We start from the raw sequence: 26,384 nt of genomic DNA on the forward strand, positions 1-26,384 counted from the left end.
TATTTCGCTTTACTTAAAAATCTTTATGCCTACCCGACTGTTATTCTGTACCTTGTTCGGGGGACTGTTACTATTAAATGCCTGTAGGTCGGAGAATGAATGGGACACCAGTTCGACCCCCTACGAACCCGTTTATAATGCAGACCCCAGCACAAAGCATGTTCGTTTCCTAGCTCCCCGTTCCACCCTTAACGGTGGAAATCTTTACACCTCCGGCGATTATGTACTGGAAGAAGAAAAAGACGCCGGTTTACATGTCATCTCTTACCAGGATCCTGCTCATCCCAAGAAACTGGCTTTCATCAGCATTCCCGGTTTCCGCGCTGCTGCTATCAAAGGCGACTACCTGTACGTCAGTAACTACGACGATCTTGTCACCATTCGCCTGAACAGTTTCACTACCATGCAGGAAGCAGGCAGGATTTCACAGGCATGGCACCTGGACGATTATCCTCCCTTCACCGGTGTACTCTTTGAATGCGCCGACACGACCAAAGGCACTATCGTTGCCTGGAAACTTAGTGAAGACCTTTCCGGAACCTCTGTAAAATGCCGTAGATAATGAAGAAAATTTACATACGCTATCTGTTCTTACTGTCAGCCCCCTTATTGATGTCTACTTCTACTCCTGTCAGCGTACGTTATGTAGCACCTTACAAAACGGTGGCACAGGCAGGCATCATCATCGATGGCAATAACCTGTTTATTGCCGATAATGCCGATTTAGTCAGTTACGACATTTCCCAACCTGCTACTCCTGCAGAAAAAGATCGTCAGCATCTGAGCGCAGGGATAGATTCTTTATACATGTATCATCAAAATCTCGTGGTATGCCGTGACAATTTTTATGGCACAGATGTATTTGATGTGTCTTCGGGAGCTTTCAACAGTTCAGGCATCTATTGGCCATGGGGGAGTTGTAATAAAGTCGCCTTATATGGTGATAAAGCATTCGTCACTGATAAACCAGGTTATTCCTGTACCGGCGAAAATCCTGATAACAGTGTGCGGATCTACAACATAAACACTACTGCTACCCCTGAATTGGCAGGTAGTATTTACATGGAAAATGTATCCGGCATGGTAGCAACAGAAAATACCCTTTATGTATCCAATGAGAAAGATGGATTAGTCGTAGTGGATATACCCGGCAATACTGTGAAAACTTCGTTTCCCGCCAGGGCCTGTTATCAGTTACAAATTGCCGGCACCAGGCTGTATGCCCGGACAAAAAGCACACTGGATTGCTATGACATCAGCAATCCTCAAAAACCTGTATTGATTTCACAGTTTCCAAACTGATTCAAAGCATGAAACAATTATACTTTATTTTTTTGCTGACGGGTTGCATGATGGTAGCCAGGGCACAATCATCTTTGAAGGGGATGCGCATTTTCGTGAACGTACCTTCATTTACAGAATTTGATGGTGGGCCGGCGCTGGGACTGGAGTACCGAATCAAAAATAATATCAGCGTAGCACTGGAAGGGCAGTGGATCTTATACGATGCAAACGATTGGGACGCAGAAAGTCATGGTTTCCGATTTACACCGGAGATAAAGTTCTTTCTCCCCGGCAGAAAGCATCGTTATAAATGGTTTTTTGCTGCGCAGGCTTTATATAAACAGGTGAATTCATTTGAAGACTACATCATCCCGCATTATGAAGATAATGAACAGGTATACGAGGAACTGAGAACTTTTGAGAAGCAAAAGCAGGTGTTTGCTTTTGGAGGGCGTTTTGGCGTGCAATCCAATTTTGGGGGAAAGAAAGAGAAATTCTTTGTGGAGCTCTCTGTGGGATCAGGGTTCAGATGGAAAGGGACACATTTCATTCAGCGTCCACCTGAGGGGAGTATGAAGCGCGGACGTAAGCCCTTGTTTGATACAGAGGGCTGGCTGCCGGATGTGCCATTTAAAGTAAGATTCGGATATCGTTTATAATCACAGATTGTTTAGAATATGAAGAGAACATTACTCATTTATATAACCCTCATGTTTGCATTGGAAGGTAGGTCACAGGACATTGGCCTGAACCCGGAGAAGTCAATAAGACGAACAAAGGCAGAATTGATTCGTAAAGAAAAGTTGAGGAAGAAATATATCAAAGATCAGGCACGGAACTCAAGGCCTCCATCTCCCAGTGAGCCTGGGCTGACTGTGGGTACGAACTTCCTTTCATTGGCAGAGGAAGATGCAGGACCATCATTGTGGGTGGAATACAGGTTTTCAAAACACCTGGAAGTGGGATTACAGGGGAGCTGGGTGCTTTATACCGGTTCAGACGATTTTCCGCATTATGGTTTTCGTTTTCAACCGGACCTGAAATATTATATCCTGCCCAGGCACCATAAGATCATGCCTTTTGTAGGAGTGGGAGCTTTGTTTACACAAGTGCATTACAAGGCATATACATCACTGCCGGATGATGGGATGGCAGGAGGACCGAGTTTTACAGCTGCGAAAACGACGGTAGAGAATAAGCGGATGCTGGGGTATGCGTTCATTTTTGGGTTTAAGAAATACCTGGATAGGGAAAGGCACCGCCTGGCGTTGGAGGTGTATATGGGAGTAGGGGGGAAGTGGAAGCGTTTTCCGGGTCGTTCGGCTGAACGGACGGCTTTCCTGGCAAATAGGAGAAATGATCCAAATGTCCCGACTGATTTCGGGTTCTCTTATAAATATGGGTATATGTACCCGAACCAGTATGCGTATCTGCCGGTTTGTGTGAAGTTGGGGTATAGGTTTTGACGGCTTATAATTAATGGATGGGTATGTATTGCTTTTGGGATTAAATGTGAAATGATCTACTCTTTCGAATCGTTCCGGTTTTGGATACCGTTGCCGATTCCGTTATATTTGGTTGATAGTCACCAAATCAATCTTAAAGAATTCACGGAATGAAAGAAGTATTTATTGTCGCCGCTGTGCGTACCCCAATCGGCTCGTTTAATGGCGCTTTGTCGACCCTGCCAGCTACCCGGATGGGAGCAATTGTAATCAAAGCCGCCCTGGAACAGGCGGGTGTTGCAGCGAGTGCTGTCAATGAAGTATTTATGGGCAATGTACTCAGTGCCAACCTGGGACAGGCACCAGCCAACCAGGCGAGTATCTATGCCGGACTGCCGGATACCGTGCCTTGTACCACTGTAAATAAGGTCTGTGCCTCGGGCATGAAATCTATTATGCTGGGAGCGCAGAGCATCCTGCTGGGAGATAATGATGTGGTCGTGGCTGGTGGCATGGAGAATATGAGTGCCGTACCTTATTACCTGGATAAGGCAAGAAACGGATACAAACTCGGTCATGGTACACTGTCGGACGGTATTATCCGGGATGGCCTCTGGGATCCATACAAGGACTTTCACATGGGCAATGCAGCTGAGATCTGCGCCACTGAATATAAAATATCGCGGGAGGAACAGGATGAATATGCCTCGCGGAGTTATAAACGAGCGGCAGCCGCCTTTGAGAAAGGATATTTTAAAAATGAGATCGTACCAGTAGAAATCCCCGGAAAAACAGTCGTTACAGTCGCCGAAGATGAAGATTATAAAAAGGTTAACTTCGAAAAGATCCCAACACTCAAACCCACATTCCAGAAAGACGGTACTATTACAGCTGCAAATGCTTCCAACATCAACGATGGGGCTGCCGCAGTCGTTTTGGTCAGCGGTGAGAAGCTGAAAGAACTGGGTTTGAAGCCATTGGCAAAGATCATCAGTTTTGCAGATGCCTCTCAGGCCCCCGAATGGTTTACCACTACGCCTGTGAAAGCGGTGAACAATGCCCTGAAGAAAGCGGGAATGAGCATCGATCAGATGGATTTTGCGGAAATCAATGAAGCATTTTCCTGTGTGCCGATTGCAAATCAGCGGGACCTGGGCCTGGATATGGAGAAGGTGAATGTGTGGGGTGGGGCAGTAGCCCTGGGGCATCCGATCGGTTGTAGCGGAGCGAGGATTGTAGTGACGCTGAATTCAATACTGCATCAGAATAATGCAAGATATGGAGTGGCGGGGATTTGTAACGGAGGCGGAGGAGCGAGTGCCATTATCATCGAAAGAGTCTAAAAAAAAGAGGTTGTATCAAAAGTAATAGGATGGAATTTAGCATTCAATAAAAGAAAATTCTCTCCATCAGGTTCCCGGATAAATCCGGGAAATTACTTTTGCTACAACCTCTTATCTATATAAGCTTAAGGTCGTATCCAGTTTTGCCCCTTTCCCGGTTTCTTCCACCATATTCAATCGGAGCCATACGCTATCCTTTCCTCTTTTTTCCATCTTTACCGCCAGGATATTCTTTTCCGGCATAATCACATCACTGGTAATCTTTTCGAATAAATAATATTTATCCTGTACCAGGCTAAAAGTAGGATGCCTGTCTATGATATCTATAGTCTTGGTTTGCAGGGCAAAGTCATCATCTATCCGGTACCTTTCCAGTTTTGCGTCCGACAGGAGTCCCAACCCCATAATTACTGCCAGGGTACGTAAAGGAGGCAGGAGCAGGCCTGCTGCCAGTACGAAGGGGAAGCAATAGAATGCTGCCAGGTAAACTCTTTTTCCGGTCACCTCTGGTTGGGTAAGGCCGTATAAAATGATGGCAGAACCTGCGTAAAAGGTGAAGAAGACTCTTTCGGTGTAAGTGCCTTTAAACCCATAGCCGGCAATGAGGAGGATCACGCAGAGTACGGAGAAAAAGAGCATGGAGAGGTGGAAATACCACATCAGCTGGGTGATGACAGGTGCTTTCACCTTTTTGATCTTGCAGGAGATGGCTGCAAGGAAGCAGATAGATAGGACAGTTAAGGTAAACATAGGTAAGGATATTCGCAGCTAATATATATAATATATATGTATTATTTAAATAGAAAAGCTTGTGAGCCACCGAAGCAGGCAGCTATCAATTTATCTTTGCTTTTTTCACCATTAAACAATAATTTTGCCCCTGCCTTTGAGAAAAACAAAGGCAATCATCTTTCAAACTTTAAGAGTAACAGCATGCGTCAGATAGCTTTCAGACAAGCCTTACGAGAAGCCTTACAGGAAGAAATGCGCCGTGACGAGCGGGTTTTCCTGATGGGAGAGGAAGTAGCCGAATACAATGGTGCCTATAAAGTTAGCCAGGGAATGCTGGATGAATTTGGGGCAAAAAGAGTGATAGATACCCCTATTGCCGAGCTGGGTTTTACTGCAATCGGAGTAGGTGCTGCTCAGAACGGGCTTCGTCCGGTTCTGGAATTCATGACCTGGAACTTCGCCGTACTGGCCCTGGACCAGATCCTGAATACTGCTTCTAAAATGCTCGCTATGAGTGGTGGACAGGTAGGTTGCCCGATCGTATTCCGCGGCCCTAACGGTTCTGCTGGTCAGCTGGGTGCTCAGCACTCCACTGCTTTTGAAAGCTACTATGCAAATATCCCAGGTTTAAAAGTTATCTCTGTTTCCAACCCATACGATGCTAAAGGTCTGTTGAAAGCGGCTATCCGTGACAATGATCCGGTTGTGTTCATGGAGAGCGAGCAGATGTATGGTGATATGGGTGAAGTACCTGAAGAAGAGTACATCATTCCTATTGGTAAAGCTGATATCAAACGCGCTGGTAGAGACGTTACCATCGTATCTTTCAATAAAATGATGAAGGTTGCACTGGGTGCAGCTGAAGAACTGGCTAAAGAAGGTATCGAGGCAGAAGTAATTGACCTCCGTACTATTCGCCCGCTGGACTGGTTCACCATCCTGGAGTCTGTTAAGAAGACTAACCGCCTGGTGATCGTTGAAGAACAGTGGCCATTCTCCAGCATTTCTTCCGAGATCTCTTACAGAATCCAGAAGGAAGGTTTCGACTACCTGGATGCTCCTATTCGTCGTATTACTGCTGCTGATGCGCCTATGCACTATGCACCAAACCTGGTGAAAGCATATCTGCCTGATGTGGAAAGAACAGTAAAACTGGTGAAAGAAGTAATGTACATGAAGAAGTAATTATTTCAGGGAAATAGAAAAAGCCGTCTCAATAGAGGCGGCTTTTTTATTTTAAACCAAATTGTCAGATTGTTTTCAACCGGATAAATCAGTCCGAATGAATTAGTTTTTAAACCTAATGATCATCCGAACAAATCTGAAGACAAATACCTGTCTCCTCTATCACATATTATACACACGATCACCCCTTTATCCAACTCCCTCGACAATCTCTCAGCTGCAGACACCGCACCACCACTACTCATCCCACAGAAGACTCCTTCTTCCTTCGCCAGTCTCCTCGTCATGATCTTCGCCTCTTCCTCCGCTATATCCATAATCCTGTCTACCCGCTGGCGATCAAAAATCTTCGGCAGGTAAGCCTCCGGCCATTTACGGATGCCGGGAATTTTCGACCCGTCTGTAGGCTGACAACCCACTATCTGCACGGCTTCATTCACTTCTTTCAGGTATTTGGAAACTCCCATAATCGTACCCGTAGTACCCATAGCACTCACAAAGTGCGTCACAGTACCCTCTGTATCTCTCCAGATCTCAGGTCCGGTAGTCTTGTAGTGCATACCATAGTTATCCGGGTTGCCGAACTGGTTGAGCATATGATACCCGCCCTTGGCCACCTGGGCATTGGCATAATCAATAGACCCTTCCATAGACTGCTCCTTAGGAGTGAGAATCACTTTTGCACCAAAGGCTTCCATGGTCAGTACCCTTTCCCTGGTAGCATCTTCCGGCATTACCAGTTCTATCTCTACGCCAAACAGGCTGGCGATCATGGCCAGTGCAATACCGGTATTGCCGCTGGTCGCTTCTATCAGTTTAATTCCGGGTTTCAGTTCTCCTCTGTCCAGTGCGCCTTTGATCATGCCATAAGCCGCCCTGTCTTTCACACTACCTCCCGGGTTGGTGCCTTCCAGCTTTGCCAGAATGGTCACATTCGGATTGGCGCTGATGTTTTTCAGCGTAACCATAGGCGTGTTGCCTACCAATTCCAAAATTCCTTTTCCTTGCATCAGTTATATTGTTTTATCACACGTTCACTGTGTTCATACTCCCGTCTGCCTTGTAGTAGATCCTGCTGAAAGGCTCTGTACTCTTGATCAGCCATACATTACCACCGATAATGCTGTGATGGCCTACTACGGTATCCCCGCCCAGGATGGTAGCGCCGGCATAGATTACTACGTGGTCTTCGATCGTCGGGTGCCTTTTGCTCCTGGCCATATCCTTATCCACACTCAGGGCACCCAGTGTGACACCCTGGTAGAGTTTTACATGTGCACCGATTTCGGTGGTTTCACCAATTACGATCCCTGTTCCATGGTCCATGCAAAAGTAGGGAGCGATGACTGCAGCAGGATGTATGTCGATGCCGGTACGGCTATGGGCCTGCTCAGTAATCATACGGGGCAGGAGAGGGACGTGAAGTCGCTGTAAAGCATGAGCTACCCGGTAAAATGCAATTGCATAAAAACCGGGATAGGCCCTGATCACCTCATAAAGGCAGGTGGCTGCGGGGTCTCCCTGCAGCAAGGCTTCTGCATCCTTATTCAGTGCATCATAAATATCTGGTGCCTGGGCCATGAACTGCTGGCTCAGCTTAGCAGCATCACCCGGCAACTGTGTTTGCATGGGTTGTAAGAGGTGTTGCAATTCATTTTGCAACATGTGCGCGTATTCTTCCAGCAACACGAGATCAGGCATCACCTTTCCCTGGTATTCGGGGAATAACCAATTGATAAAATTATTCGCAAAATCGTTTACCGCACTGGTCGAGGGATAGGCAGTTGCAGCAGCCTGCTGGTGCCTCCTTCTTAATTCTTCTAAAAGTTGTTGCATATGCAAGTGAATTACAGGCCTATAGTGAATCTTCCTATTTCCTGAAATTACGGAAAAGTCCATAAAAGTAGTAGATAAATATCATTTGGTAGTGCATAGCTTTCATTTTCCTGTCAAAAGATCCCCCGAAATGCGATTTGTTACCCAATCCTTTTTTATATTATTTTTGCCTGTTGTTCACTAAAACCAAGATATGGCCAACATTCTGATAATCGATGACGAAAAGAGTATCCGCAAAACACTGTCGGAGATCTTAAGCTATGAGGGCTACAAAGTAGACGAAGCTGCGGATGGTGCTGAAGGCTTTAAGATGTTTAAAGACAAGCAGTACGATGCAGTGCTTTGTGATATTAAAATGCCCAAGATGGATGGGCTGGAATTTCTGGAAAAAGCCAAAGAAGCCAATCCGGATGTTCCCATTGTGATGGTGTCAGGCCATGGCAATATCGATACAGCGGTAGAAGCCGTAAAAAAGGGAGCATATGATTATATCTCCAAACCACCGGATCTGAACAGGTTGTTAGTCACCCTGCGCAATGCGATGGACAAGAGTACCCTTGTGGCAGAAACCAAGGTGCTCCGCCGCAAAGTGAACAGAACCCAGGAAATGATCGGCCAGTCAGCTCCTATCCTCAAGATCAAGGAAACCATCGAAAAGGTGGCACCTACCGATGCCCGTGTACTGGTAACAGGTGAAAACGGGGTGGGTAAGGAACTGGTAGCCCGCTGGCTCCATGAGCGCAGCCACCGTGCAGCTGGTCCTATCGTAGAAGTAAACTGCGCTGCTATACCCAGCGAACTGATAGAAAGTGAGCTCTTTGGTCATGAAAAAGGCTCCTTCACCTCTGCCGTAAAACAACGTATTGGTAAATTCGAACAGGCGAACGGCGGTACCCTCTTCCTCGATGAAATTGGCGATATGAGCCTCAGCGCACAGGCCAAGGTACTCCGTGCCCTTCAGGAAGGCAAGATCACCCGGGTGGGTGGCGATAAGGAAATCAGCGTGGATGTGCGTGTGGTAGCCGCTACCAACAAAGACCTGCTGAAAGAGGTGGAAGACAAAAACTTCCGTCTTGACCTCTATCACCGTCTCAGCGTGATCCTGATTCACGTTCCTTCGCTGAACGATCGTCGTGACGATATCCCTGCCCTGGTAGAACATTTCCTGGAAAGTGCCTGCCAGGAGTACGGTATGGCGAAAAAAGGTATTGAGAAGGATGCTATGAAAGCGCTGCAGAACCACAACTGGTCCGGTAATATCCGTGAACTGGGCAACGTGGTAGCACGACTCGTCATCCTGTCAGGCAAGACCATCACCACCGAAGACGTGGTAGACTACGTCGTACCTGCGAGAGATAAGAAGAAAGTGAATGCCTGATCATATTTAAGAAAACGCTCCTGCCCAGGGTGGGAGCGTTTTTCCCAATTGTTATTCCCATGGCAAAACACCTATACTTGCTTAGTGGTATGGGCTCCGATGAACGGGTGTTTCAAAACATTACTTTCCCGGATCAGTATACGCTCCATTTCATTCCCTGGCTTACCCCATTGCCGGATGAACCCCTTGCCGGTTACGCTTCCCGCATGACAGCCCACATTCCAGCCGATGAAGATATCACCCTGGTAGGTGTATCTATGGGCGGCATCCTCTCAATAGAAATAGCCCGGCAGCGCCCGGTGAGCAAGGTAATCCTGATCAGCAGCATCAAGACCAGCGCTGAGCGTCCAGTCTATTTTAACCTGGTTCGCCGTACCCGCCTGCTGGCACTACTGGCTTTGCCGGATGCCATCCTGTTTGGAAAGCACCGCAACCTGATCATTCCTTTCTTTTTGAAGGCCGAATCGCCGGCAGAGAAGGAATTACTCCTGGATTATGTGAAGAATACTGATTTTGTGTACCTCCGCTGGGCAATCAGGGTCCTGATCGGCTGGGAAAACGAAACGGTGCCCTCCCCACTGGTGCACATCCATGGTGGGAAAGACCTTACTTTACCCATCCATACCGTCAAGGCGGATTATGTGATTCCCGACGGAGGCCACTTTATGGTCTACAACAGGGCGAAGGAAATCAGCGCCATACTAAAAAACGAGCTGAACTAAACAAGGTTAAAATATTTTAAGAAAACTTTTATCTGTTATTCAGTAGCTTGCAAACGACAGAATATTATATTTGTAAAATTAACTATCTTAAACACCATCTGAATGAACCTGGCTTTTTGGAAAAAGAATAACGAGGGTCAGCCAAAGAAGAAAAAATCTGCCGTAAGAGAGTGGTTTGATGCAGCCATATTCGCCATCATCGCTGCTACTTTGATCCGCACTTTTATTTTTGAGGCATACACTATTCCTACCCCGTCTATGGAAAAAACTTTGCTGGTGAACGATTTCCTGTTCGTAAGCAAAATCAGTTACGGCCCCCGTATCCCAATGACGCCGCTGGCAGTACCTTTCACACATCATACCCTGCCTTTTACAAAATATTCCAAAGCCTATTCTGAAGCAGTACATTGGAAATACAGACGTTTACCTGGTTTCTCGGATGTAAAGCGCTATGATGTAGTGGTGTTCAACTTCCCGGAAGGTGATACTGTGGCCCTGGAAAACCAGGACCAGAGCTACTACCAGATGGTGCGTGCTTTTGGCCGTGATGCAGTGTGGGAGCAGAACCATGTGATTTCCCGCCCGGTAGATAAAAGAGAGAACTATATTAAGAGATGTATGGGTGTTGCAGGTGATACCCTTTCTATAAAAGATGGTGTTGTATTCATCAACGGGCAACAGGCTCCTATTCCACCGGAGAGCGAGCGCCGTTACTGGGTAACTACTACAGGCGATGCCCTGAACCCTTCCCGCCTGGATGAAATGGACATCGATCCCGGTACTGACGGCCCTTATGATTCTGCTAAGTACAGGTATAACCTGACTCCGGCAGCAGCAGCAACCCTCAAGTCCTGGCCGGTAGTGAAAAACCTCACGCCATTTGTAAATCCAAGTGCTGAAGAAGTAGCTGTGTTCCCGCACGATACTGCACACTATCATTGGACAGAACACAATTTCGGGCCGATGTACATCCCTAAAAAAGGGGTAACAGTGAAGATAGATGCTTCTAATATTGCTTTCTACGATCGTATTATCAGCGTGTACGAAGGCAACAAACTGGAAATTAACAACGGTCAGATCTCTATCAACGGTAAACCGGCTGACTCCTACACATTCAAGATGAACTACTACTGGATGATGGGAGATAACCGCGATAACTCACTGGACTCCCGTTACTGGGGTTTCGTTCCGGAAGATCATATCGTAGGTAAGGCATGGTTGATCTGGATGAGTTATGGTAAAGGCAGTATTCGCTGGAGCCGCCTGTTCCGCACGATCAAATAAGCAAACAGACCTTATAAATATCAAAAAAGCTATTGTCTTCGGACAATAGCTTTTTTGTTTCAGCAGCTTTTCTGTCATTGATTTCCTTCAGTTCGTCAGTTCTTTTTTCCCGCCTCACATGGCTCCCCTTTCTTTGTGTTATAAAATCAATGACACATGAAAGCCTTCTTCCTTTGTTGTTTTTGTCTCATCAGCACGCAACTTTTCGCACAGGTAGCCGATACCAGTGCCCTGTATAAAGCTATCAAAACCGGGGATAGCCTCATCTTCGATATCGGTTTTAATACCTGTAACCTTGCCCCCTACAATGATATTGTTGCAGATGATTTCCGGTTTTTTCATGATAAAGGTGGTATTACCTCCGGCAAAGCCGCCTTTATTGAAAGCATGCAAACCGGCATCTGCAAGCAGGAGTATAAAATGGAAAGGTTATTAATCCCCGGTTCGCTCCAGGTGTTTCCCTTAGAGAAAAATGGCGTGCTATATGGGGCCATTGAAAATGGTGACCATGCTTTTTATATGACGGAGAAGGGCAAGGAACGTCACCAGGCAGGTGTAGCAAGATTTACGATTGTCTGGTTATTAGTCGATGGAAAATGGAAAGCAAGCGAAGCATTGAGCTATGATCACCGGGCCAAATAGCGCCCCGGCGGCCTTTCATCCATTCTGAAAATTCCAATTAACAACAATAATCACCCTTTCCTGCAAACCTTTGAGCGAAGTCCATTTACCATACAACCCGGTATCATTCAAACTACAACACGGCCGAAAAATGCGGATGCCAAAGGCAGAAGCATTTTTTTCGTAATTTCAGGCATGACGACGCAACAATTTACATTTGAATACACCTCTTTTTCAGATATCAGCGAACTGACACCTGCAGATCAGCAACTGCTGAGTGCCGCCCGCAAAGTGACTGAGCAAGCCTATGCACCTTATTCCAATTTCTTTGTAGGCGCTGTAATCCATTTAGAAAACGGGGAAACAGTGAAAGGAACTAACCAGGAAAACGCTTCTTTCCCTGTAGGCATCTGTGCGGAAAGAACAGCTTTATCTGCGGCCAGTTCCCTCTACCCTGGTGTAGCCATCGATACAATTGCTGTGAGCTACAACAATCATAACGGAGGGAAAAACGATGCCCCCATTTCCCCCTGTGGAATCTGCCGGCAGACCATCACCGAATATGAAAACAGGCAAAATACCCCCATTCGCATCATCATGAGCGGGCAGAGCGGAAAAGTTTACATCTTACAGACAGCCAAACACCTGCTGCCATTCGGATTCACAGCAGAAGATATGGAGTAGAGAGAATTTGATTATCTTTACGGTCTACTCAAACCTATGTTGTATATCCGTATCCTATGTATGCTAATACTGGCTGTGCTTACTGTGCACACTGCTTACAGCCGCACACGTTATAGAATGATTCCATGCCAGGGGGAACTCAATCCAATATGTCCTGCTATCATGTATTATAATAGTGAATCTCCGGGAGGAGACAGCTCCTACCTGCATGCTATCAAAGCAGCTATAGAAAAGGAACCTAAGGAGCCACTCTTTTATTATGCATTAGGTGTTATTTACTTTAATAACCGCCAGTTTGCTGAGTCGGCAGCTGCATTTGAAGAAGCAGGAGAAAAAGGATATAAGCGGGATGCTGATTACTACCTGCACCTGGGTACTGCCTGCCTGCAATCCAAACAATACAACAAGGGGATTCATCACCTGAATCATTGTCTGAACCTGCGTCCAAATGATACCGTGGCTCTGCAGACTATTGCGCAGGCTTATTACCAGCAGCAGGATTACAAACAAGCCATCATTTACTGGGAGCAATTGTTGCGCATTCAGCCAAAGAATGCATTTGCCATGTTCATGCTTGGCAAATCTTATATGGAACACGGTGATAAGAAGAAGGGGGAAGAGTGGTGTGAGCAGGCAACTGCAGACTTATAAATACATACAGCTGAATAAAAAACGGAGGCTGCTTTTTAAAAAGCAGCCTCCGTTTTTAGTATAATATGATTACATTCTCTCAGGTACATTTATACCTAACAGTTTCATTGCCGCAGTAATAGTATTAGCCGTCAGCATAATGATCTGCGTACGCAGTTTCTGCTTTTCAGGCGATTCCGCATTTCTTACCGCGTATGTATATACGCCATCTTCTTTCGCAGCATAGAAGCTGTTGAACGTCTGGGTCAGTTTATATACATAGTTAGCAATGACAGATGGACTCATTTCCTTTGCCGCTTCTTCCAACACAGTATCATACTGCTCATTCAGCAGGATCAGCTCTTTCTCCAGTGGCAACAGGCTGCCCTTATGACAGTAGCCTTCCAGCTTTGTGACATCAGGCTGTAAGTCGCGGAGTATTGATTTGATACGTGCATGGCCATATTGAACGAAAGCACCGGTAAAGCCATGGAGATCGATAGATTCCTTTGGATCGAAGACCATTTTCTTCTTAGGATCCACACGCAGCAGGAAGAATTTCAGACCACCCAGGCCAATCATTTCATACAGTGCATCCATCTCATCATCACTCAGGTCTTTCAGTTTTTCTGAATCAGTATTTTCCTTTGCTGTCACAATCATTTCATCGATCAGGTCATCTGCATCTACTACGGTACCTTCACGGCTTTTCATACGGCCATGGGGCAATTCAACCATGCCGTAAGACAGGTGGAAGATGCCATCGGCACCCGGTTCCTGCATTTTTTGCAGGATCAGTTGCAGTACTTTGAAGTGATAATTCTGCTCATCGGCTACCACATATACGCTACGGTCCATGTGGAAGTCTTCGTACTTGAGACGGGCAGTGCCCAGGTCCTGTGTGATATATACAGAGGTACCATCGCCACGCAGCAGGAGTTTTTCATCCAGGCCGTCAGCGGTGAGGTCAATCCAAACGGAGTTGTCTTCTTTTTTGAATAAAACGCCTTTGCGAAGGCCGTCTTCTACGAGATCTTTACCTAAGAGGTAGGTATTGCTCTCATAGTACATCTTATCGAAGTTGATGCCGAGGCGTTTGTAAGTCTGCTCAAAGCCTTCGTACACCCAGCCATTCATAGTACTCCAGAGAGCGCGTACTTCAGGATTACCGGCTTCCCACTGTTGCAGCATGATCTTAGCCTGCTGCATGATCTCTGTTTGTTTCCTGGCCAGTTCCCTGATGTCATCGAGGATCTTTTTGGACTTTTCAGCATCGGCCTTTACTTCAGGTTTTTGGGAGGCCGTGACCAGTTTCTGTACTTTGTCGAGGTCCTCGCCGCTGAAGTCTCTGAAATCATTTTCCAGCGCCCTTGTCATGATAGGTGCTGTCTGTTCTTTCAGGATGGTTTCGAACTTCACGTAGTAATCGCCTACCAGGTGATCACCTTTAATACCGGTGCTTTGCGGGGTATCGCCATGGGCAAAGATCTGCCATGCGAGCATGGATTTACAGATATGAATACCCCTGTCATTGACAAGGTTTGCCTTGATGACTTCATAACCATTGGCTTTCAGTATTTCGGATACGGAGTAACCGAGGAAGTTATTGCGGAGGTGACCCAGGTGAAGTGGTTTGTTGGTGTTAGGGGAGGAGTACTCCACCATTACCTTCTGGCCATTAGCTGGTTTTCTGCCAATATTTCTGTTGTTGAAGCGCTGTTGCAGGTCCTGTACCCAGTACTTTTCAGCAATGGACAGGTTTAGAAACCCCTTGATGACATTATAGCCAGCAATCAGGTCTGGGAAATTTGCCACCAGGTAGGTTCCCAGTTTATCGGCAGTATCTTCCGGTTTCAGTCGGCTGAATTTGGTGAAAGGGAACACGAGGATAGTGTATTCTCCTTCAAACTCAGGTTTGGTAGAATTGATAGCGATATCCTGTGCAGGAACATCCTGGTCAAACAGGGCCTTGATGGCGGTGGCCGCAGCCGTTTTAATATTTAATACTACACTCATGCTGAAACATTGTTGCGAACGGCAAAGGTAAAATAAAAAACGCTCCCACCTCAGATGGGAGCGTTTTCTATAAAAATTAGCATTGTACTTATAACTTAAACTTCTTATTGAAGGTATAGGTCAGACCTATGCTCGCTACACTGTTCTTGTGGGCTTCAGTAGCATTCTTGTAAGCATCTGTCAGCCCAAACATATAGCGGGCGGTAACACCTACGCCGATAGGGAACTGGTAGCCCAGGCCGAATCCTACGCCAAAATCAGCAGTTGACATATCATCTTTGATATCAACGGTTACTTTGCCTGCTTTTGCCTTGGCGGATGCCAGGAAACCTACCTGAGGACCTGCTTCCAGGAAGAACTCCTCTACCAGGTGTACCTGGAACATCACCGGGATGTTGATATAACCCAGTTTGGTAGTATACTTATTATCGAAAGCGTCCCTGTAGTAATATCCCTGGCCGGAGTACAGCAGTTCCGGCTGAATGGCAAACATGTCATTGAGCGCAAAATTGGCAAAACCACCTGCGTAAATGGATGCCCTGGTGTGGGAATCATCGATGTTTGTCAGTTTGGCAACGTTTAAACCGCCTTTCACGCCAAAAGTGAGGGTTTGTGCTTTGGCTCCTACAGCAGCGCAGGCTACCAGCAGTACAGCGAGGATAGATTTTTTCATAATATAAGGTCAAATTTTCGCTTCAAAGTCAAATATTATGCCGAACCTTTATGGGTAAGGCCCTCCACGATACTGACAACCTCGACTGACATAATTTCATGTTATATCCCATTGGCATAAAGATTGACTTATAGCGGATAGAAGACAATCTATCTACAACTACAATCGAGAATTATATAAACTATGGGAAAGATAATAGGTATCGACTTAGGAACTACCAACTCTTGCGTTGCCGTAATGGAAGGTAACGAGCCGGTAGTAATCGCAAATGATGAAGGTCGTAGGACGACCCCTTCTGTGGTGGCGTTTTTGAAGAATGGGGAAAGAAAAGTAGGTGACCCAGCAAAACGTCAGGCTATCACAAACCCCGTTAACACCATCATGTCAGTGAAGCGTTTTATGGGACGCCACTTTGACGAAGTGTCTAATGAAATTCCTCACTGGAGTTATAAAGTAGCCAGAGGTGAAAACAATACTACCCGTATTGACATCGACGGTAGATTATATACACCGCAGGAGATCTCTGCAATGATTCTTCAGAAAATGAAGAAAACTGCTGAAGACTACCTGGGTCAGGAAGTAAACGAAGCAGTTATCACTGTTCCTGCTTACTTTAATGACGCACAGCGTCAGGCTACAAAAGAGGCTGGTGAAATCGCTGGTCTGAATGTACGCCGTATCATCAACGAACCTACCGCAGCTGCACTGGCTTACGGTATGGACAAGAAACACCAGGATAGCAAAATCGCTGTATTCGACTTAGGTGGTGGTACGTTCGACGTATCCGTACTGGAGCTGGGTGATGGCGTATTTGAAGTAAAATCTACCAACGGTGATACTCACCTGGGTGGTGATGACTTCGATAAAGTGATCATGGACTGGCTGGCTGAAGAGTTCAAGAAGGACGAAGCGGTTGACCTGCACAAAGATCCAATGGCATGGCAGCGTCTGAAAGAAGCAGCAGAGAAAGCGAAGATCGAACTCTCTTCTTCTCAGGAAACTGAAATCAACCTGCCTTATATCACCGCTGTTGACGGCGTGCCTAAACACATGGTGAAGAAACTGACCCGTGCTAAATTCGAGCAGCTGAGCGACAGCCTGGTGGAAAGAACACTGGAACCTTGCCGTAAAGCACTGAAAGATGCAGGTATGGGTGCTTCTGAAATCGATGAGGTAATCCTGGTAGGTGGTTCTACCCGTATTCCTAAGATCCAGGAAGTGGTTGAGAAATTCTTTGGTAAGAAACCAAACAGAGGTGTGAACCCTGACGAAGTAGTAGCAATTGGTGCTGCTATCCAGGGTGGTGTACTGACCGGTGAAGTAAAAGATGTACTGCTGCTGGACGTAACTCCACTGTCTCTCGGTATCGAAACAATGGGTGGTGTAATGACCAAACTGATCGAGTCTAACACAACTATTCCAAGCAAGAAATCTGAAACCTTCTCTACCGCAGCTGATAACCAGCCTAGCGTTGAAATCCACATCCTGCAGGGTGAGCGTCCAATGGCTAACCAAAACCGTACACTGGGCCGTTTCATTCTGAGCGATATTCCACCTGCTCCACGCGGTGTGCCTCAGATCGAAGTAACCTTCGACATCGATGCAAACGGTATCCTGCACGTAACTGCGAAAGATAAAGGAACTGGTAAGAGCCAGAACATCCGTATCGAAGCAGGTAGCGGCTTGAGCAAGGAAGAAATCGAAAAGATGAAGGCTGAAGCGAAAGCGAATGAGTCTACAGATAAAGAAGCACGCGAAAAGATCGAGAAACTGAACCAGGCAGACAGCCTGATCTTCCAGACAGAAAAACAACTGAAGGAATACGGTGACAAGATCTCTGCTGATAAAAAAGCGCCGATCGAAGCGGCACTGGCTAAGCTGAAAGAAGCGCACAAAACTCAGGAAGTTACAGCTGTAGATGCAGCAGTTGCTGAACTGAACGGTGCATGGACTGCAGCAAGTGAAGAAATGTACAAAGCTACTCAGGATGCTCAGGGCGGCGCACAAGGCGGCCAGGGAGCACCTCAGGGCAGTGCAGCAGGTAACGACGGTGTAACCGATGCAGAATTCGAAGAAGTGAAATAAGCTTCCATCAAATAGTTAAAAGAGGATGTATCATAACAATGGTACATCCTCTTTTTTTTGGGCTTTTTTATAAAATACAATACCAGTTTTATTATATTTATATCCTATGCAATTGACACTACATCCTTTCGAATTAAAGTTCAGATATACATTCACGATTTCGCGCAAGTCCAAAGATGTACAACCCTTACTGGTCGTAGCACTTGAACAGGATGGTTTTAGTGGTCTGGGGGAAACTGCTGATAATGCCTATTATCACATCACCGTACCCAAACTCATGGAAGATATCAACGCTCACCGTGCCCTTATAGAAAACTATCATCTCACTACTCCTGAAGCATTCTGGGAAACTATGTATCCACTGCTGAAAGATAATCTCTTTGCACTCTGTGCACTGGACCTGGCAGCACATGACCTGTATGCTAAAATGCAGGGGAAGAAGCTGTATGAAGTGTGGGGACTGGACATTTCTCATAACCCAATGACGGATTATACAATCGGGATCGATACGGTGGAGAACATGGTGAAGAAGCTGGAAGAATTTCCCTGGCCGATCTATAAGATCAAGCTGGGTACAAAGGATGACATTGCTATCATAAAAGAATTACGCAGGCATACAAATGCCACCTTCAGGGTCGATGCAAACTGTGCCTGGGGAGTGGAAGAAACCTTGCGAAACGCAGCTGCCTTCGCGGAACTGGGCGTAGAGTTTATAGAACAACCCATGCCTGCTGAAAACAGGGAAGGGATGAAAGAGGTGTTTGCAAAATCCGCATTGCCACTGATTGCTGATGAAAGCTGTATTACCGAATCGGATGTAGCCGCCTGCAAAGGCCTGTTTCATGGCATCAATATTAAGCTTACCAAGTGCGGGGGCATCACGCCTGCCCGCAGGATGATCGCTGAAGCAAGGCAACTGGGATTGAAATTGATGACGGGGAGCATGAATGAAAGTACAGTAGGTACATCGGCAGTAGCTCACCTGTTGCCTTACCTGGATTATGTGGATATGGATGGTCCCTTGTTACTGGCGGAAGATGTGGCGGATGGCGTAAAGATCGTAGATGGGAAAATCTACTATGCCGACAGGCCCGGTACAGGTGCAATCCTGAAATAAAACGTTATGAAATATACAGTAACCCTTGTTCTGTTGCTGTGCTGCTCCATCCTTTTGCAGGCACAGCAGATAGCCCGTTTTACAGTAAAAGCAGGAGCTTATCCCTGCGCGGATTTACCCCTTCATTGTGCTTTCGATACTTTGGTAGATGCAGAGGAATTACAGCTGGTAGAGCTGAAGGGAAATGAACGCATTCAAAGGCCATTTCAGCTCGAACCCGGGAATATCTGGATACTGCTGGAAGGGAATACCCGGGCAGGAGAAACAAGGGTATTTGAGCTGGAAGAGAAGGCACGCCAGCCAAAATTGACAATAAATGCCATGTGGGTGATGCCTGATAGCACAGATGGATTGATTATCACCGATTTTGGCAAAGCCCGTTTAAAATACCATGCGTCAGTGATGAAAGCACCTCCGGGTGTAGATAGTATTTATCAGCGCAGTGGATTTATCCACCCTTTATATGCCCCTAACGGGCAGGTGCTGACCAATATTCAGCCGAAAGATCATTATCATCATTACGGCATCTGGAACCCCTGGACACATACGAAAACCGGGGGGAAAGAAGTAGACTTCTGGAATCTGCAGAAAAGGGAAGGTCGCGTGGAATTCGTAAGTTTTGTAAGTAAAACCATGGGCAATGTATATGGTGGTTTCAAGGCTTTACAGGCCCATATAGCAGGGTCGGACAAGGTCATGGATGAACTGCTGGATGTAAAAGTATATCACAGCGGTTCAGATACTACCCGCTATACATGGGACTATACTTCTACCCTGAACTGTGCCACCCCTGATGGCATCACAATGCTGCAATACAGGTATGGCGGCGGATTTGGTTTACGTGCTACTGCGGAATGGAAGGGTGATAACACCACATTGATCACCGATGCCGGTACCACCCGGAATAATACAGACAGTACCCGTGCCCGCTGGGTAAAGATTACGGGCAATACAGCCAAAGGCCGTTCTGGCATGTTAATCCTCTGTGCACCTGACAATTTTGACGCACCGCAACCTTTGCGTATTTGGGACGATAAAGCAGAACATGGAGAACTGATGTTGAATTATAGTCCGACGAAGATGAAGGAATGGCGATTAAATTACGGCAGGGAATACAGGCAACGTTATCGTGTAGTGGTGTTTGATAATGATCTGTCAGTTGCAGAAGCAGAAGCTGCGTGGCAGGCATATGCGCATCCGCCCGGGATTACCTGCGTCTTACTTCCCGGTAAGCAATAATAGCGTTAAAGAGGCCCACAAAACCCATGAGCAGCAGGATGACGATGAGGCCCCACTGACCGGTAGCCCGGTATATGAATCGTTCTATCCTGGAAAGCTGGTTAAAGCTCCCTGCATCGAAATTATGGTAAAACTGCATGTACCGCAAGAAAGCAAAACCAAATCCAACGAGGGTAAGGAGGGTCGTCCAGACGACAGTGGTCCAGGTGGAGACATCTTCATCATGACGTTTTGTAGACATGATAGTAATATACATAAAAAAAGCTTTTGCCGGAAGACAAAAGCTTTTTTAACTGTTCTAATATCTAAGATTTTAAATTGCGATAGCGTGTTCCTGTTCCTGGCTGGCTGCTTCCAAAGCTTCCAGTAAGGCTTCTTTTGCAAACGGCTGGTCAAACCACTTATCTACACTGGCATACACAATCTTCAGAGAAGGGGTAAGTACGTAGATACCCGGAACCGGTACGTCTGCTTCAATGCCTGCTACTCTGTCCCAGATAGGATCGGTGCTAGCATACAAACCTGCTTTCTTTGCAATACCATTGTACTGGTCAAAGATGGTAGCAAATGGCAGCTGGTATTGCGCGGTTGCGTTTTCGAAAGTTTGTTTATCATCAGTAGTTGCTACCAGCAGCTGACCACCCAGTACACGGATATCAGCATATACTTCCTGCAGTTTTTCCAGCAGGGTATTACCATAATTATTCCAGTGAATAGAGTGAAACGCCAGTACCAGCGGACGGTCTATCACCTGTGTAACAGGCAGGGAACCATTCAGTGTTTTGAGCGTATCAGAAGTAGCAATGATGTTCTTTTTATGTATATGGAAGGTAGGTAAATGCTCACCTGCCTGTAATGGATTGATCGGTGTTCTGTCCTGACTTCTTTTAGGAAAAAATTCAACTTCAAATTCAGGAGCGATATCAGCGTATCTATATAAATTATTATTGTTAGTGGCCATGGTAGTAAGGTTGATTTGATTTGTTAATGGTAGTTCGATTTTTAAGAAACGGAATAAAAGGCTAGGGTCACATGCACATACAACAGCAGGCACCTGGGGTTGTAGAACAAAATTGGCCATTGAATTTTTCTGATGTTGTCTTGTTAGGCATGTGATAAATTTTTAGATGATTGCCTGTTATTAACAACACAAAGATAAGGGAATTATTATTACTCTACCAACTTTGTAGGGTAATATTTTTTAAGATTGATTATCAGTTGCTTAAGTTGGATATTTCCAGGGGGAGGGGCATCGGAGCCCGGTTTTTCCGGATATTATCCACGTCAGTTTTCCATTCCGGGCCAAATAAACGGTTCATTTTTGCATCTATTTCATGGACGATACTGGTCTGCTTATTGGAGAAGGCATAATTATAGTAATCCCGGAGGATATAGATATAGATAGAGGCGCTGACTTCGTCATCGGATAAACTGAGACCTGCTTTATATCCTTTTTCAAGTACATCGTAATAGCGGCCTGCATCTTTTCGTCTGCACAATTCTGCTGCCTGGTACCATGCATTCAGCGCTGCGGTCTGCATGTGTTGTTGTTCTGCAAATTCGGCCTGTTGTATATAGAGAGGAATGGCTTCGGAGAATCGTCTTCGGATCTGTGCATAGGCTGCCTGGTAGCCGTAGAACTGTATGACCAGTGGCAGGCAGGCGGGATCATTCTGTGTCATTCCTTGTTTGGCAATGCGTAAACCTCTTTCTAATAATTGTGGGATCTGTGGTTCACGTTTATAATGAAAGAGCAGGCCTGCGTACATAATATGCGCGGTGGCAAAGAGGCCTTTGTTGCCGCTTCGTTGTGTACAGTCTAATGCCTGCTGGCCCCATCTGTGTAAGCGTTTCAGGTCTTTGTCCTTTAATGCATTCCCCATTTCAAACACACATTTCCGCAGCATGATTTCGGGATTGTTTGGATCGCCTTGTCCTGCCAGTTTCTGGATAGCATCTGATAAATTCATAGGTACATGCAGGTTACAGATCATGCCCGGGAATTGCTTATCTGCAATAGCGAATTGTTCTTTGCCTACATGGTCAATTAACATGATCTTTACACCTTGAGGCATGCCTTTTTTTAATAAGGTGATGATCCAGTTTTTTAAGTGAAGAGTATTGCTTACTTGTCTTGGAATGAGTGCGAGCACTAAGTCTTTTGACAAAGCAGTACGAAATGAACCCAGCATAGAAAGAAACGCTTCATCCCGTTGGTGGGTGTCAGTGCTGCGCCATGGCTGTGGATCCCATTTAAAATCTGCCTGTGCAATAATCTCTTCACTTTTATCATATTCCGCCAGCCAGTCTTTCATTAATGCAGCGCTAAAAGTATCATTGTCTTCGAAATCAGTGAGCTGCGTTACAAACACTTCCGGCAATCTTCCGTGTTGTGTCGATTCCAGTTTACAAAAGCCTTCATATACCCGCGATTCTTCGGGTTTGATCAGTACGCGTACAAAATGTAGGTTTGGATTGCCGGATACCTTTTCCATCCAGGCCTGCTGGATTTTCATGACCAGTTGGGCAATCGGATTATGTTCATTCATGCTACTTTATTGTTTCCCTTTCAACACTCATGGCTGATTCCAAATACCGGAAGCCTGCAGTAGCAGCACATTCAAATGACTTTTGATATAGCTTCATCTCATCCACTTTAAGCCTGTGGCCATGGATTCTGGAAGGTAGAGCTACCGAGCTGTAGTTCTCTGGCGGAGAGTACAAGTTTTACCTGCATGGGAATTTCACCACTGGCTTTGAAGTGCTCAAAATATTCTACACAGTAAGCATCGGTAAATTTAAGCTCTTTCATTTTGGACATAGCATCGCGGCGATAGAAGATAATACTGCCACTCTTGGTTTGCGTATTAGAGATCATCCAGTCAAACAGATTGGTGTCGCCGTCTGATTCAAGCAATACAGTCAAAGATCCCCCGATAGGGCGGGCGGCGGGTTTACCATTATGATCTGTGTGTTGGGTAAAAGAATACTGACAGTCCAGTACATTGATTTCTTCTCCGTCTAATCGCATTACTGCTTTGAATGACATACCTTGAAGGTTTTGTTTTAACAATAAATTTATGGTGCAGCAAATGAATTGGGGTTATATCAATTTCAGATGCCGGATTAACGCTCTAAGTAAATATGGTCAGCACGAAAATAAATATTCTGGTAGATATTGGGAATTTTTTTTGTTCGAATGTTCTTCAAATGCTGCAAGGGGATTGTTCGACTGTTCTTCGACTGTTCTTCGACTGTTCTTCGACCGTTCTTCGACGCTTCTTCGACCGTTCTTCGACGCTTCTTCGACGCTAGTTCGACGCTTCTTCGATTAAAATTACTTTTCAAATGCGGCTTAATAAAATAAAAAATTAATGCTTATCGTTTAATGATTAATTTTAAAATGATAAATAAATTGAATTTAAATTTACGTTGCATTGTGATTAAATCTGATTGAATTGTAGTCGTTTAACTATTACCGTAATGAATATAACTATATGGTAGGTCCTTTTACCGTTCCAACAGTAAACAGGAAAACCTTAATGATTAACCGCTTATTAAATAATTTATATACATTTTCGCGTATCTTTACCGCGAAATAATGACCCAAAACAGTATTAACCCTTGATCGGATAATATTTTTAGAAAAACCTTAGATCATCCAAATGACCCTGGCTACTTATACAATTCAAGCTCCGGAGGTGCAGGCTGCCATACGTATTGCCCAGGCCCTGGCCAAAGAACATCAGCATGTGCAATATACTCCTGCACACCTTTTACTGGCATGTTTGCACAAAGAATTGAATCTCACTGCAGCCTTGCAGGCAATGGGGATTGATGTCTATTACCTCGAAGAATGGGCTGAAGTGAGACTGGACGGATTACCCAAAGGGTCCCGGATTCCGGACGAACCTGAGGCTGATGAGAATGCCGCCAACGTATTGCAGGAAGCTGATGCTATCAGGCTTGAATACGATATGGATCTGGCAGATGCCTGGTGCCTCCTGGTAGCTATCAGTACCCCCGGTGTAGGTTTTACATTCGAACAACTCAAATCATTTCCGGTACAGCGTACACAGCTGCTTACTCATTTCATTAAAGATGTGCCGCAGCCTAACCTGAACGGCATTCCAAAAACAGCTGCTGCCGGGAAACTGAAATACATTTATCGCCTCACTGATCCACAGTTCCTGCAAATGAAGCATGCGCTTGCAGGCAGGGATGCAGAAGTACGTACCATGCAGGAAATCCTTTCCCGTAAAGGCCGTTCCAGCATTCTCCTGATCGGTGAAGGTGGTGTGGGCAAGACTTCTATGGCAGAAGCCCTCGCAAGGGCGATCGTGCAAAAACAAGTCCCTGCACAGTTACAGCATACTGATATTTATGCACTCGACTATGGCGCATTCATAGCCGGCGCTGCTTATAAGAACGAACTGGAAGACAGGCTACAGCAAATTATCGCTCATTTACAGGAGCGAGGTCGTCATGTATTATTCATTGACAACCTGCATACCTTGCTGGACAAGCAGCCCGGCTCTGCAGGCGGGATGGGCAATGTGCTCAAAGCCGCTATCGGAAAGGGTGAAATTATTGTCATTGGTACCTGTACACCTGAGGGTTTCCGCAAAATGATAGAACCGGATAGCCTGTTGCGTCATTGTTTTGAGACCATGAACTTAGCAGAACCAGATGAATCGCTGGCAGCAAGAATGATCAAAGCAGTCATTCCTGATTATGAAAGTTATTACAACCTGACTGTGGATAACGAGGTGATTACTGAAGCGATCCGCCTTTCCCGCCGTTATCTGAAAGAACGTAGCCTGCCGGATAGTGCAATCAATTTGCTGGATCGTACCCTGGCTGCCATCCGGACTACAGCGGATACCGGAAAACAGGTAGTGTCCGATTTGCGGAAGCAGTTTGAAGCGATTGAAGAGGACCGTACTGAACTTCTCTGGTGGTACCAGCAATGTATGCAGCGACTGAGTGCTTTGCTGACTACAAGACTGCATATTGAACAGGAGGTAACGAAGATTGAAGATGTTGCCACTTTAAAGGCCGTTTTAGGCGATATCCTGGCCCAACTCGATACTTATGTCACGGAAGTCCACAATGCGGTTAAAACCGTGGATTTGGCTACCATGATTGCCGAAAGTACCGGTATTCCACTTGGGAAGATCCAAAGTAGTGAGCGTGAGCGACTTGTGAACATGGATGTAGAATTGCGCAAGCGGGTAGTAGGCCAGGATCATGCCCTGAAAACGGTATCCGAGGCGATTCTCGAATCCCGTTCCGGGCTGAGCCGGCCGGGGCAGCCTATCGGCTCTTTCTTCTTCCTTGGCCCTACAGGCACCGGGAAGACCGAACTGGCCAAATCTTTGGCAAATTTTTTGTTCCAGGATGAGAGAAGCATGATCCGGTTTGATATGTCTGAATTTAAAGAAGAACATTCAGCCGCATTGTTGTATGGAGCCCCTCCGGGTTATGTTGGTTACGAAGAAGGTGGTCTGCTGGTTAACAAAATCCGTCAGCAACCCTATGCTGTTGTACTGTTTGACGAAATTGAAAAGGCCCACCCTTCTGTATTCGATATATTTTTACAGATCATGGATGAAGGTAAATTGCATGACCGTCTTGGTAAAACAGGCGATTTCTCCAATGCCCTTATCCTGTTCACATCCAATATAGGCAGTGAAATCATTGCCAGTTCTTTCCGCCAGGGCATCATCCCTCCATCACAACAACTGATGGAAATTATGGCAAAGAATTTCCGACCTGAATTCTTAGGCCGACTGACCGAAATAGTGCCGTTTGGACCCATACAGGCAGAAAATGTAGTAAAGATATTTGACATCCACTTGCAACACCTGCTGCAATTGCTGAAGCAACAGCAAATTGAACTGGAAGTGTCTGTCGCAGCAAAAGAACAGCTGGCCGCAGAAGGATATTCCCCACAGTACGGAGCAAGACCGCTGAAAGAAGTGATTCGTGCCAAACTGCGGAAGCCGCTTTCAAAAATGATCATAGAAGGGAGTTTACAACCACACCGGCAGGTAGCATTGGATGTGGATGGAAATGGTGGATTAGTCTGGGATATTCGTTAACTTAGA

The 26,384-nt window shown here is 45.9% G+C and carries 25 protein-coding genes; 16 read left to right on the forward strand and 9 right to left on the reverse strand.

All coding sequences use genetic code 11. The annotated features are described in order from the left end of the window. The first annotated feature begins 25 nt into the window (after positions 1–25). From DXN04_RS03595 to DXN04_RS03615, 5 genes are all read left to right on the forward strand, one after another. Positions 26–562, forward strand: coding sequence for a hypothetical protein (locus tag DXN04_RS03595; RefSeq protein WP_116851918.1), 537 nt, complete (start codon positions 26–28; stop codon positions 560–562). After that, positions 562–1,302, forward strand: coding sequence for an LVIVD repeat-containing protein (locus DXN04_RS03600; protein WP_116851919.1), 741 nt, complete (start codon positions 562–564; stop codon positions 1,300–1,302). Before DXN04_RS03595 ends, DXN04_RS03600 begins: the two co-directional genes overlap by 1 nt. 8 nt (positions 1,303–1,310) lie before the next feature. Then, the gene (locus DXN04_RS03605; RefSeq protein ID WP_116851920.1) at positions 1,311–1,943 is read left to right on the forward strand and encodes a DUF3575 domain-containing protein; all 633 of its coding nucleotides are present in this window, start codon (positions 1,311–1,313) and stop codon (positions 1,941–1,943) included. An 18-nt stretch (positions 1,944–1,961) separates the two neighbouring features. Then, on the forward strand, positions 1,962–2,750 hold the full coding sequence (locus tag DXN04_RS03610) for a DUF3575 domain-containing protein (RefSeq protein ID WP_116851921.1): 789 nt from the start codon (positions 1,962–1,964) through the stop codon (positions 2,748–2,750). Between the two features lie 149 nt (positions 2,751–2,899). Continuing rightward, positions 2,900–4,072, forward strand: a complete 1,173-nt coding sequence (locus DXN04_RS03615) for an acetyl-CoA C-acyltransferase (RefSeq protein ID WP_116851922.1) — start codon at positions 2,900–2,902, stop codon at positions 4,070–4,072. A 111-nt stretch (positions 4,073–4,183) separates the two neighbouring features. Here the strand turns inward: DXN04_RS03615 and DXN04_RS03620 are convergent, their stop codons facing one another. Continuing rightward, positions 4,184–4,822, reverse strand: a complete 639-nt coding sequence (locus tag DXN04_RS03620; protein WP_116851923.1) for a hypothetical protein — start codon at positions 4,820–4,822, stop codon at positions 4,184–4,186. A 36-nt stretch (positions 4,823–4,858) separates the two neighbouring features. Here DXN04_RS03620 and DXN04_RS03625 point away from each other — a divergent pair, with 36 nt between their 5' ends. Beyond that, a complete protein-coding gene (locus DXN04_RS03625; RefSeq protein ID WP_262512428.1) occupies positions 4,859–5,989 on the forward strand; it encodes a pyruvate dehydrogenase complex E1 component subunit beta in 1,131 nt (376 codons plus the stop codon). A gap of 122 nt (positions 5,990–6,111) precedes the next feature. On the opposite strand, the gene cysM is transcribed toward DXN04_RS03625, so the two are convergent. After that, positions 6,112–6,999, reverse strand: a complete 888-nt coding sequence (gene cysM, locus DXN04_RS03630; RefSeq protein ID WP_116851924.1) for a cysteine synthase CysM — start codon at positions 6,997–6,999, stop codon at positions 6,112–6,114. Positions 7,000–7,015: 16 nt separating this feature from the next. Next, the gene (locus DXN04_RS03635; protein WP_116852424.1) at positions 7,016–7,825 is read right to left on the reverse strand and encodes a serine O-acetyltransferase; all 810 of its coding nucleotides are present in this window, start codon (positions 7,823–7,825) and stop codon (positions 7,016–7,018) included. Positions 7,826–8,018: 193 nt separating this feature from the next. On the opposite strand from DXN04_RS03635, the gene DXN04_RS03640 reads away from it, so the two are divergent. The 6 genes from DXN04_RS03640 to DXN04_RS03665 all read left to right on the forward strand — a co-directional run bounded on the left by DXN04_RS03640 (position 8,019) and on the right by DXN04_RS03665 (position 13,165). Further along, complete coding sequence (locus DXN04_RS03640) at positions 8,019–9,203, forward strand: sigma-54-dependent transcriptional regulator (protein WP_116851925.1); 1,185 nt, start codon at positions 8,019–8,021, stop codon at positions 9,201–9,203. Between the two features lie 59 nt (positions 9,204–9,262). Then, positions 9,263–9,925, forward strand: a complete 663-nt coding sequence (locus DXN04_RS03645; RefSeq protein WP_116851926.1) for an alpha/beta hydrolase — start codon at positions 9,263–9,265, stop codon at positions 9,923–9,925. 102 nt (positions 9,926–10,027) lie between these two features. Next, positions 10,028–11,209: a signal peptidase I gene (gene lepB / locus DXN04_RS03650; RefSeq protein ID WP_116851927.1), complete on the forward strand. Its 1,182-nt coding sequence runs from the start codon at positions 10,028–10,030 to the stop codon at positions 11,207–11,209. Positions 11,210–11,365: 156 nt separating this feature from the next. Then, positions 11,366–11,851: a nuclear transport factor 2 family protein gene (locus DXN04_RS03655; protein WP_116851928.1), complete on the forward strand. Its 486-nt coding sequence runs from the start codon at positions 11,366–11,368 to the stop codon at positions 11,849–11,851. Between the two features lie 174 nt (positions 11,852–12,025). Then, on the forward strand, positions 12,026–12,514 hold the full coding sequence (cdd, locus tag DXN04_RS03660) for a cytidine deaminase (protein ID WP_116851929.1): 489 nt from the start codon (positions 12,026–12,028) through the stop codon (positions 12,512–12,514). Between the two features lie 60 nt (positions 12,515–12,574). Beyond that, positions 12,575–13,165: a tetratricopeptide repeat protein gene (locus DXN04_RS03665; protein ID WP_158568834.1), complete on the forward strand. Its 591-nt coding sequence runs from the start codon at positions 12,575–12,577 to the stop codon at positions 13,163–13,165. 69 nt (positions 13,166–13,234) lie between these two features. Here the strand turns inward: DXN04_RS03665 and DXN04_RS03670 are convergent, their stop codons facing one another. Beyond that, the gene (locus tag DXN04_RS03670; RefSeq protein WP_116851931.1) at positions 13,235–15,160 is read right to left on the reverse strand and encodes an arginine--tRNA ligase; all 1,926 of its coding nucleotides are present in this window, start codon (positions 15,158–15,160) and stop codon (positions 13,235–13,237) included. 88 nt (positions 15,161–15,248) lie between these two features. After that, entirely contained in the window at positions 15,249–15,833 is a 585-nt protein-coding gene (locus tag DXN04_RS03675; RefSeq protein ID WP_116851932.1) for a porin family protein, read from the reverse strand. 183 nt (positions 15,834–16,016) lie between these two features. On the opposite strand from DXN04_RS03675, the gene dnaK reads away from it, so the two are divergent. From dnaK to DXN04_RS03690, 3 genes are all read left to right on the forward strand, one after another. Beyond that, positions 16,017–17,918: a molecular chaperone DnaK gene (gene dnaK, locus DXN04_RS03680; protein ID WP_116851933.1), complete on the forward strand. Its 1,902-nt coding sequence runs from the start codon at positions 16,017–16,019 to the stop codon at positions 17,916–17,918. Positions 17,919–18,024: 106 nt separating this feature from the next. Beyond that, positions 18,025–19,035, forward strand: a complete 1,011-nt coding sequence (locus tag DXN04_RS03685; protein ID WP_116851934.1) for a dipeptide epimerase — start codon at positions 18,025–18,027, stop codon at positions 19,033–19,035. 6 nt (positions 19,036–19,041) lie between these two features. Continuing rightward, entirely contained in the window at positions 19,042–20,274 is a 1,233-nt protein-coding gene (locus DXN04_RS03690) for a DUF6807 domain-containing protein (RefSeq protein WP_116851935.1), read from the forward strand. Here DXN04_RS03690 and DXN04_RS03695 read toward each other — a convergent pair. The 4 genes from DXN04_RS03695 to tssD form a co-directional block, all read right to left on the reverse strand. Beyond that, the gene (locus tag DXN04_RS03695; RefSeq protein WP_116851936.1) at positions 20,243–20,530 is read right to left on the reverse strand and encodes a hypothetical protein; all 288 of its coding nucleotides are present in this window, start codon (positions 20,528–20,530) and stop codon (positions 20,243–20,245) included. The two genes, DXN04_RS03690 and DXN04_RS03695, sit on opposite strands and share 32 nt — an antisense overlap. A gap of 57 nt (positions 20,531–20,587) precedes the next feature. Next, complete coding sequence (locus DXN04_RS03700; RefSeq protein WP_158568835.1) at positions 20,588–21,235, reverse strand: redoxin domain-containing protein; 648 nt, start codon at positions 21,233–21,235, stop codon at positions 20,588–20,590. A 253-nt stretch (positions 21,236–21,488) separates the two neighbouring features. Next, a complete protein-coding gene (locus tag DXN04_RS03705; protein WP_116851938.1) occupies positions 21,489–22,823 on the reverse strand; it encodes a hypothetical protein in 1,335 nt (444 codons plus the stop codon). A 107-nt stretch (positions 22,824–22,930) separates the two neighbouring features. Further along, positions 22,931–23,323 carry a type VI secretion system tube protein TssD gene (tssD, locus tag DXN04_RS03710; protein ID WP_116851939.1) on the reverse strand — a complete coding sequence of 131 codons (393 nt, stop codon included), beginning with the start codon at positions 23,321–23,323 and terminating at the stop codon, positions 22,931–22,933. A 616-nt stretch (positions 23,324–23,939) separates the two neighbouring features. On the opposite strand from tssD, the gene DXN04_RS03715 reads away from it, so the two are divergent. Further along, entirely contained in the window at positions 23,940–26,378 is a 2,439-nt protein-coding gene (locus DXN04_RS03715) for an AAA family ATPase (protein WP_116851940.1), read from the forward strand. Positions 26,379–26,384 lie beyond the last annotated feature (6 nt).

Origin of the sequence: Chitinophaga silvisoli (assembly GCF_003412465.1) — a bacterium.
Lineage (GTDB): Bacteria > Bacteroidota > Bacteroidia > Chitinophagales > Chitinophagaceae > Chitinophaga > Chitinophaga silvisoli.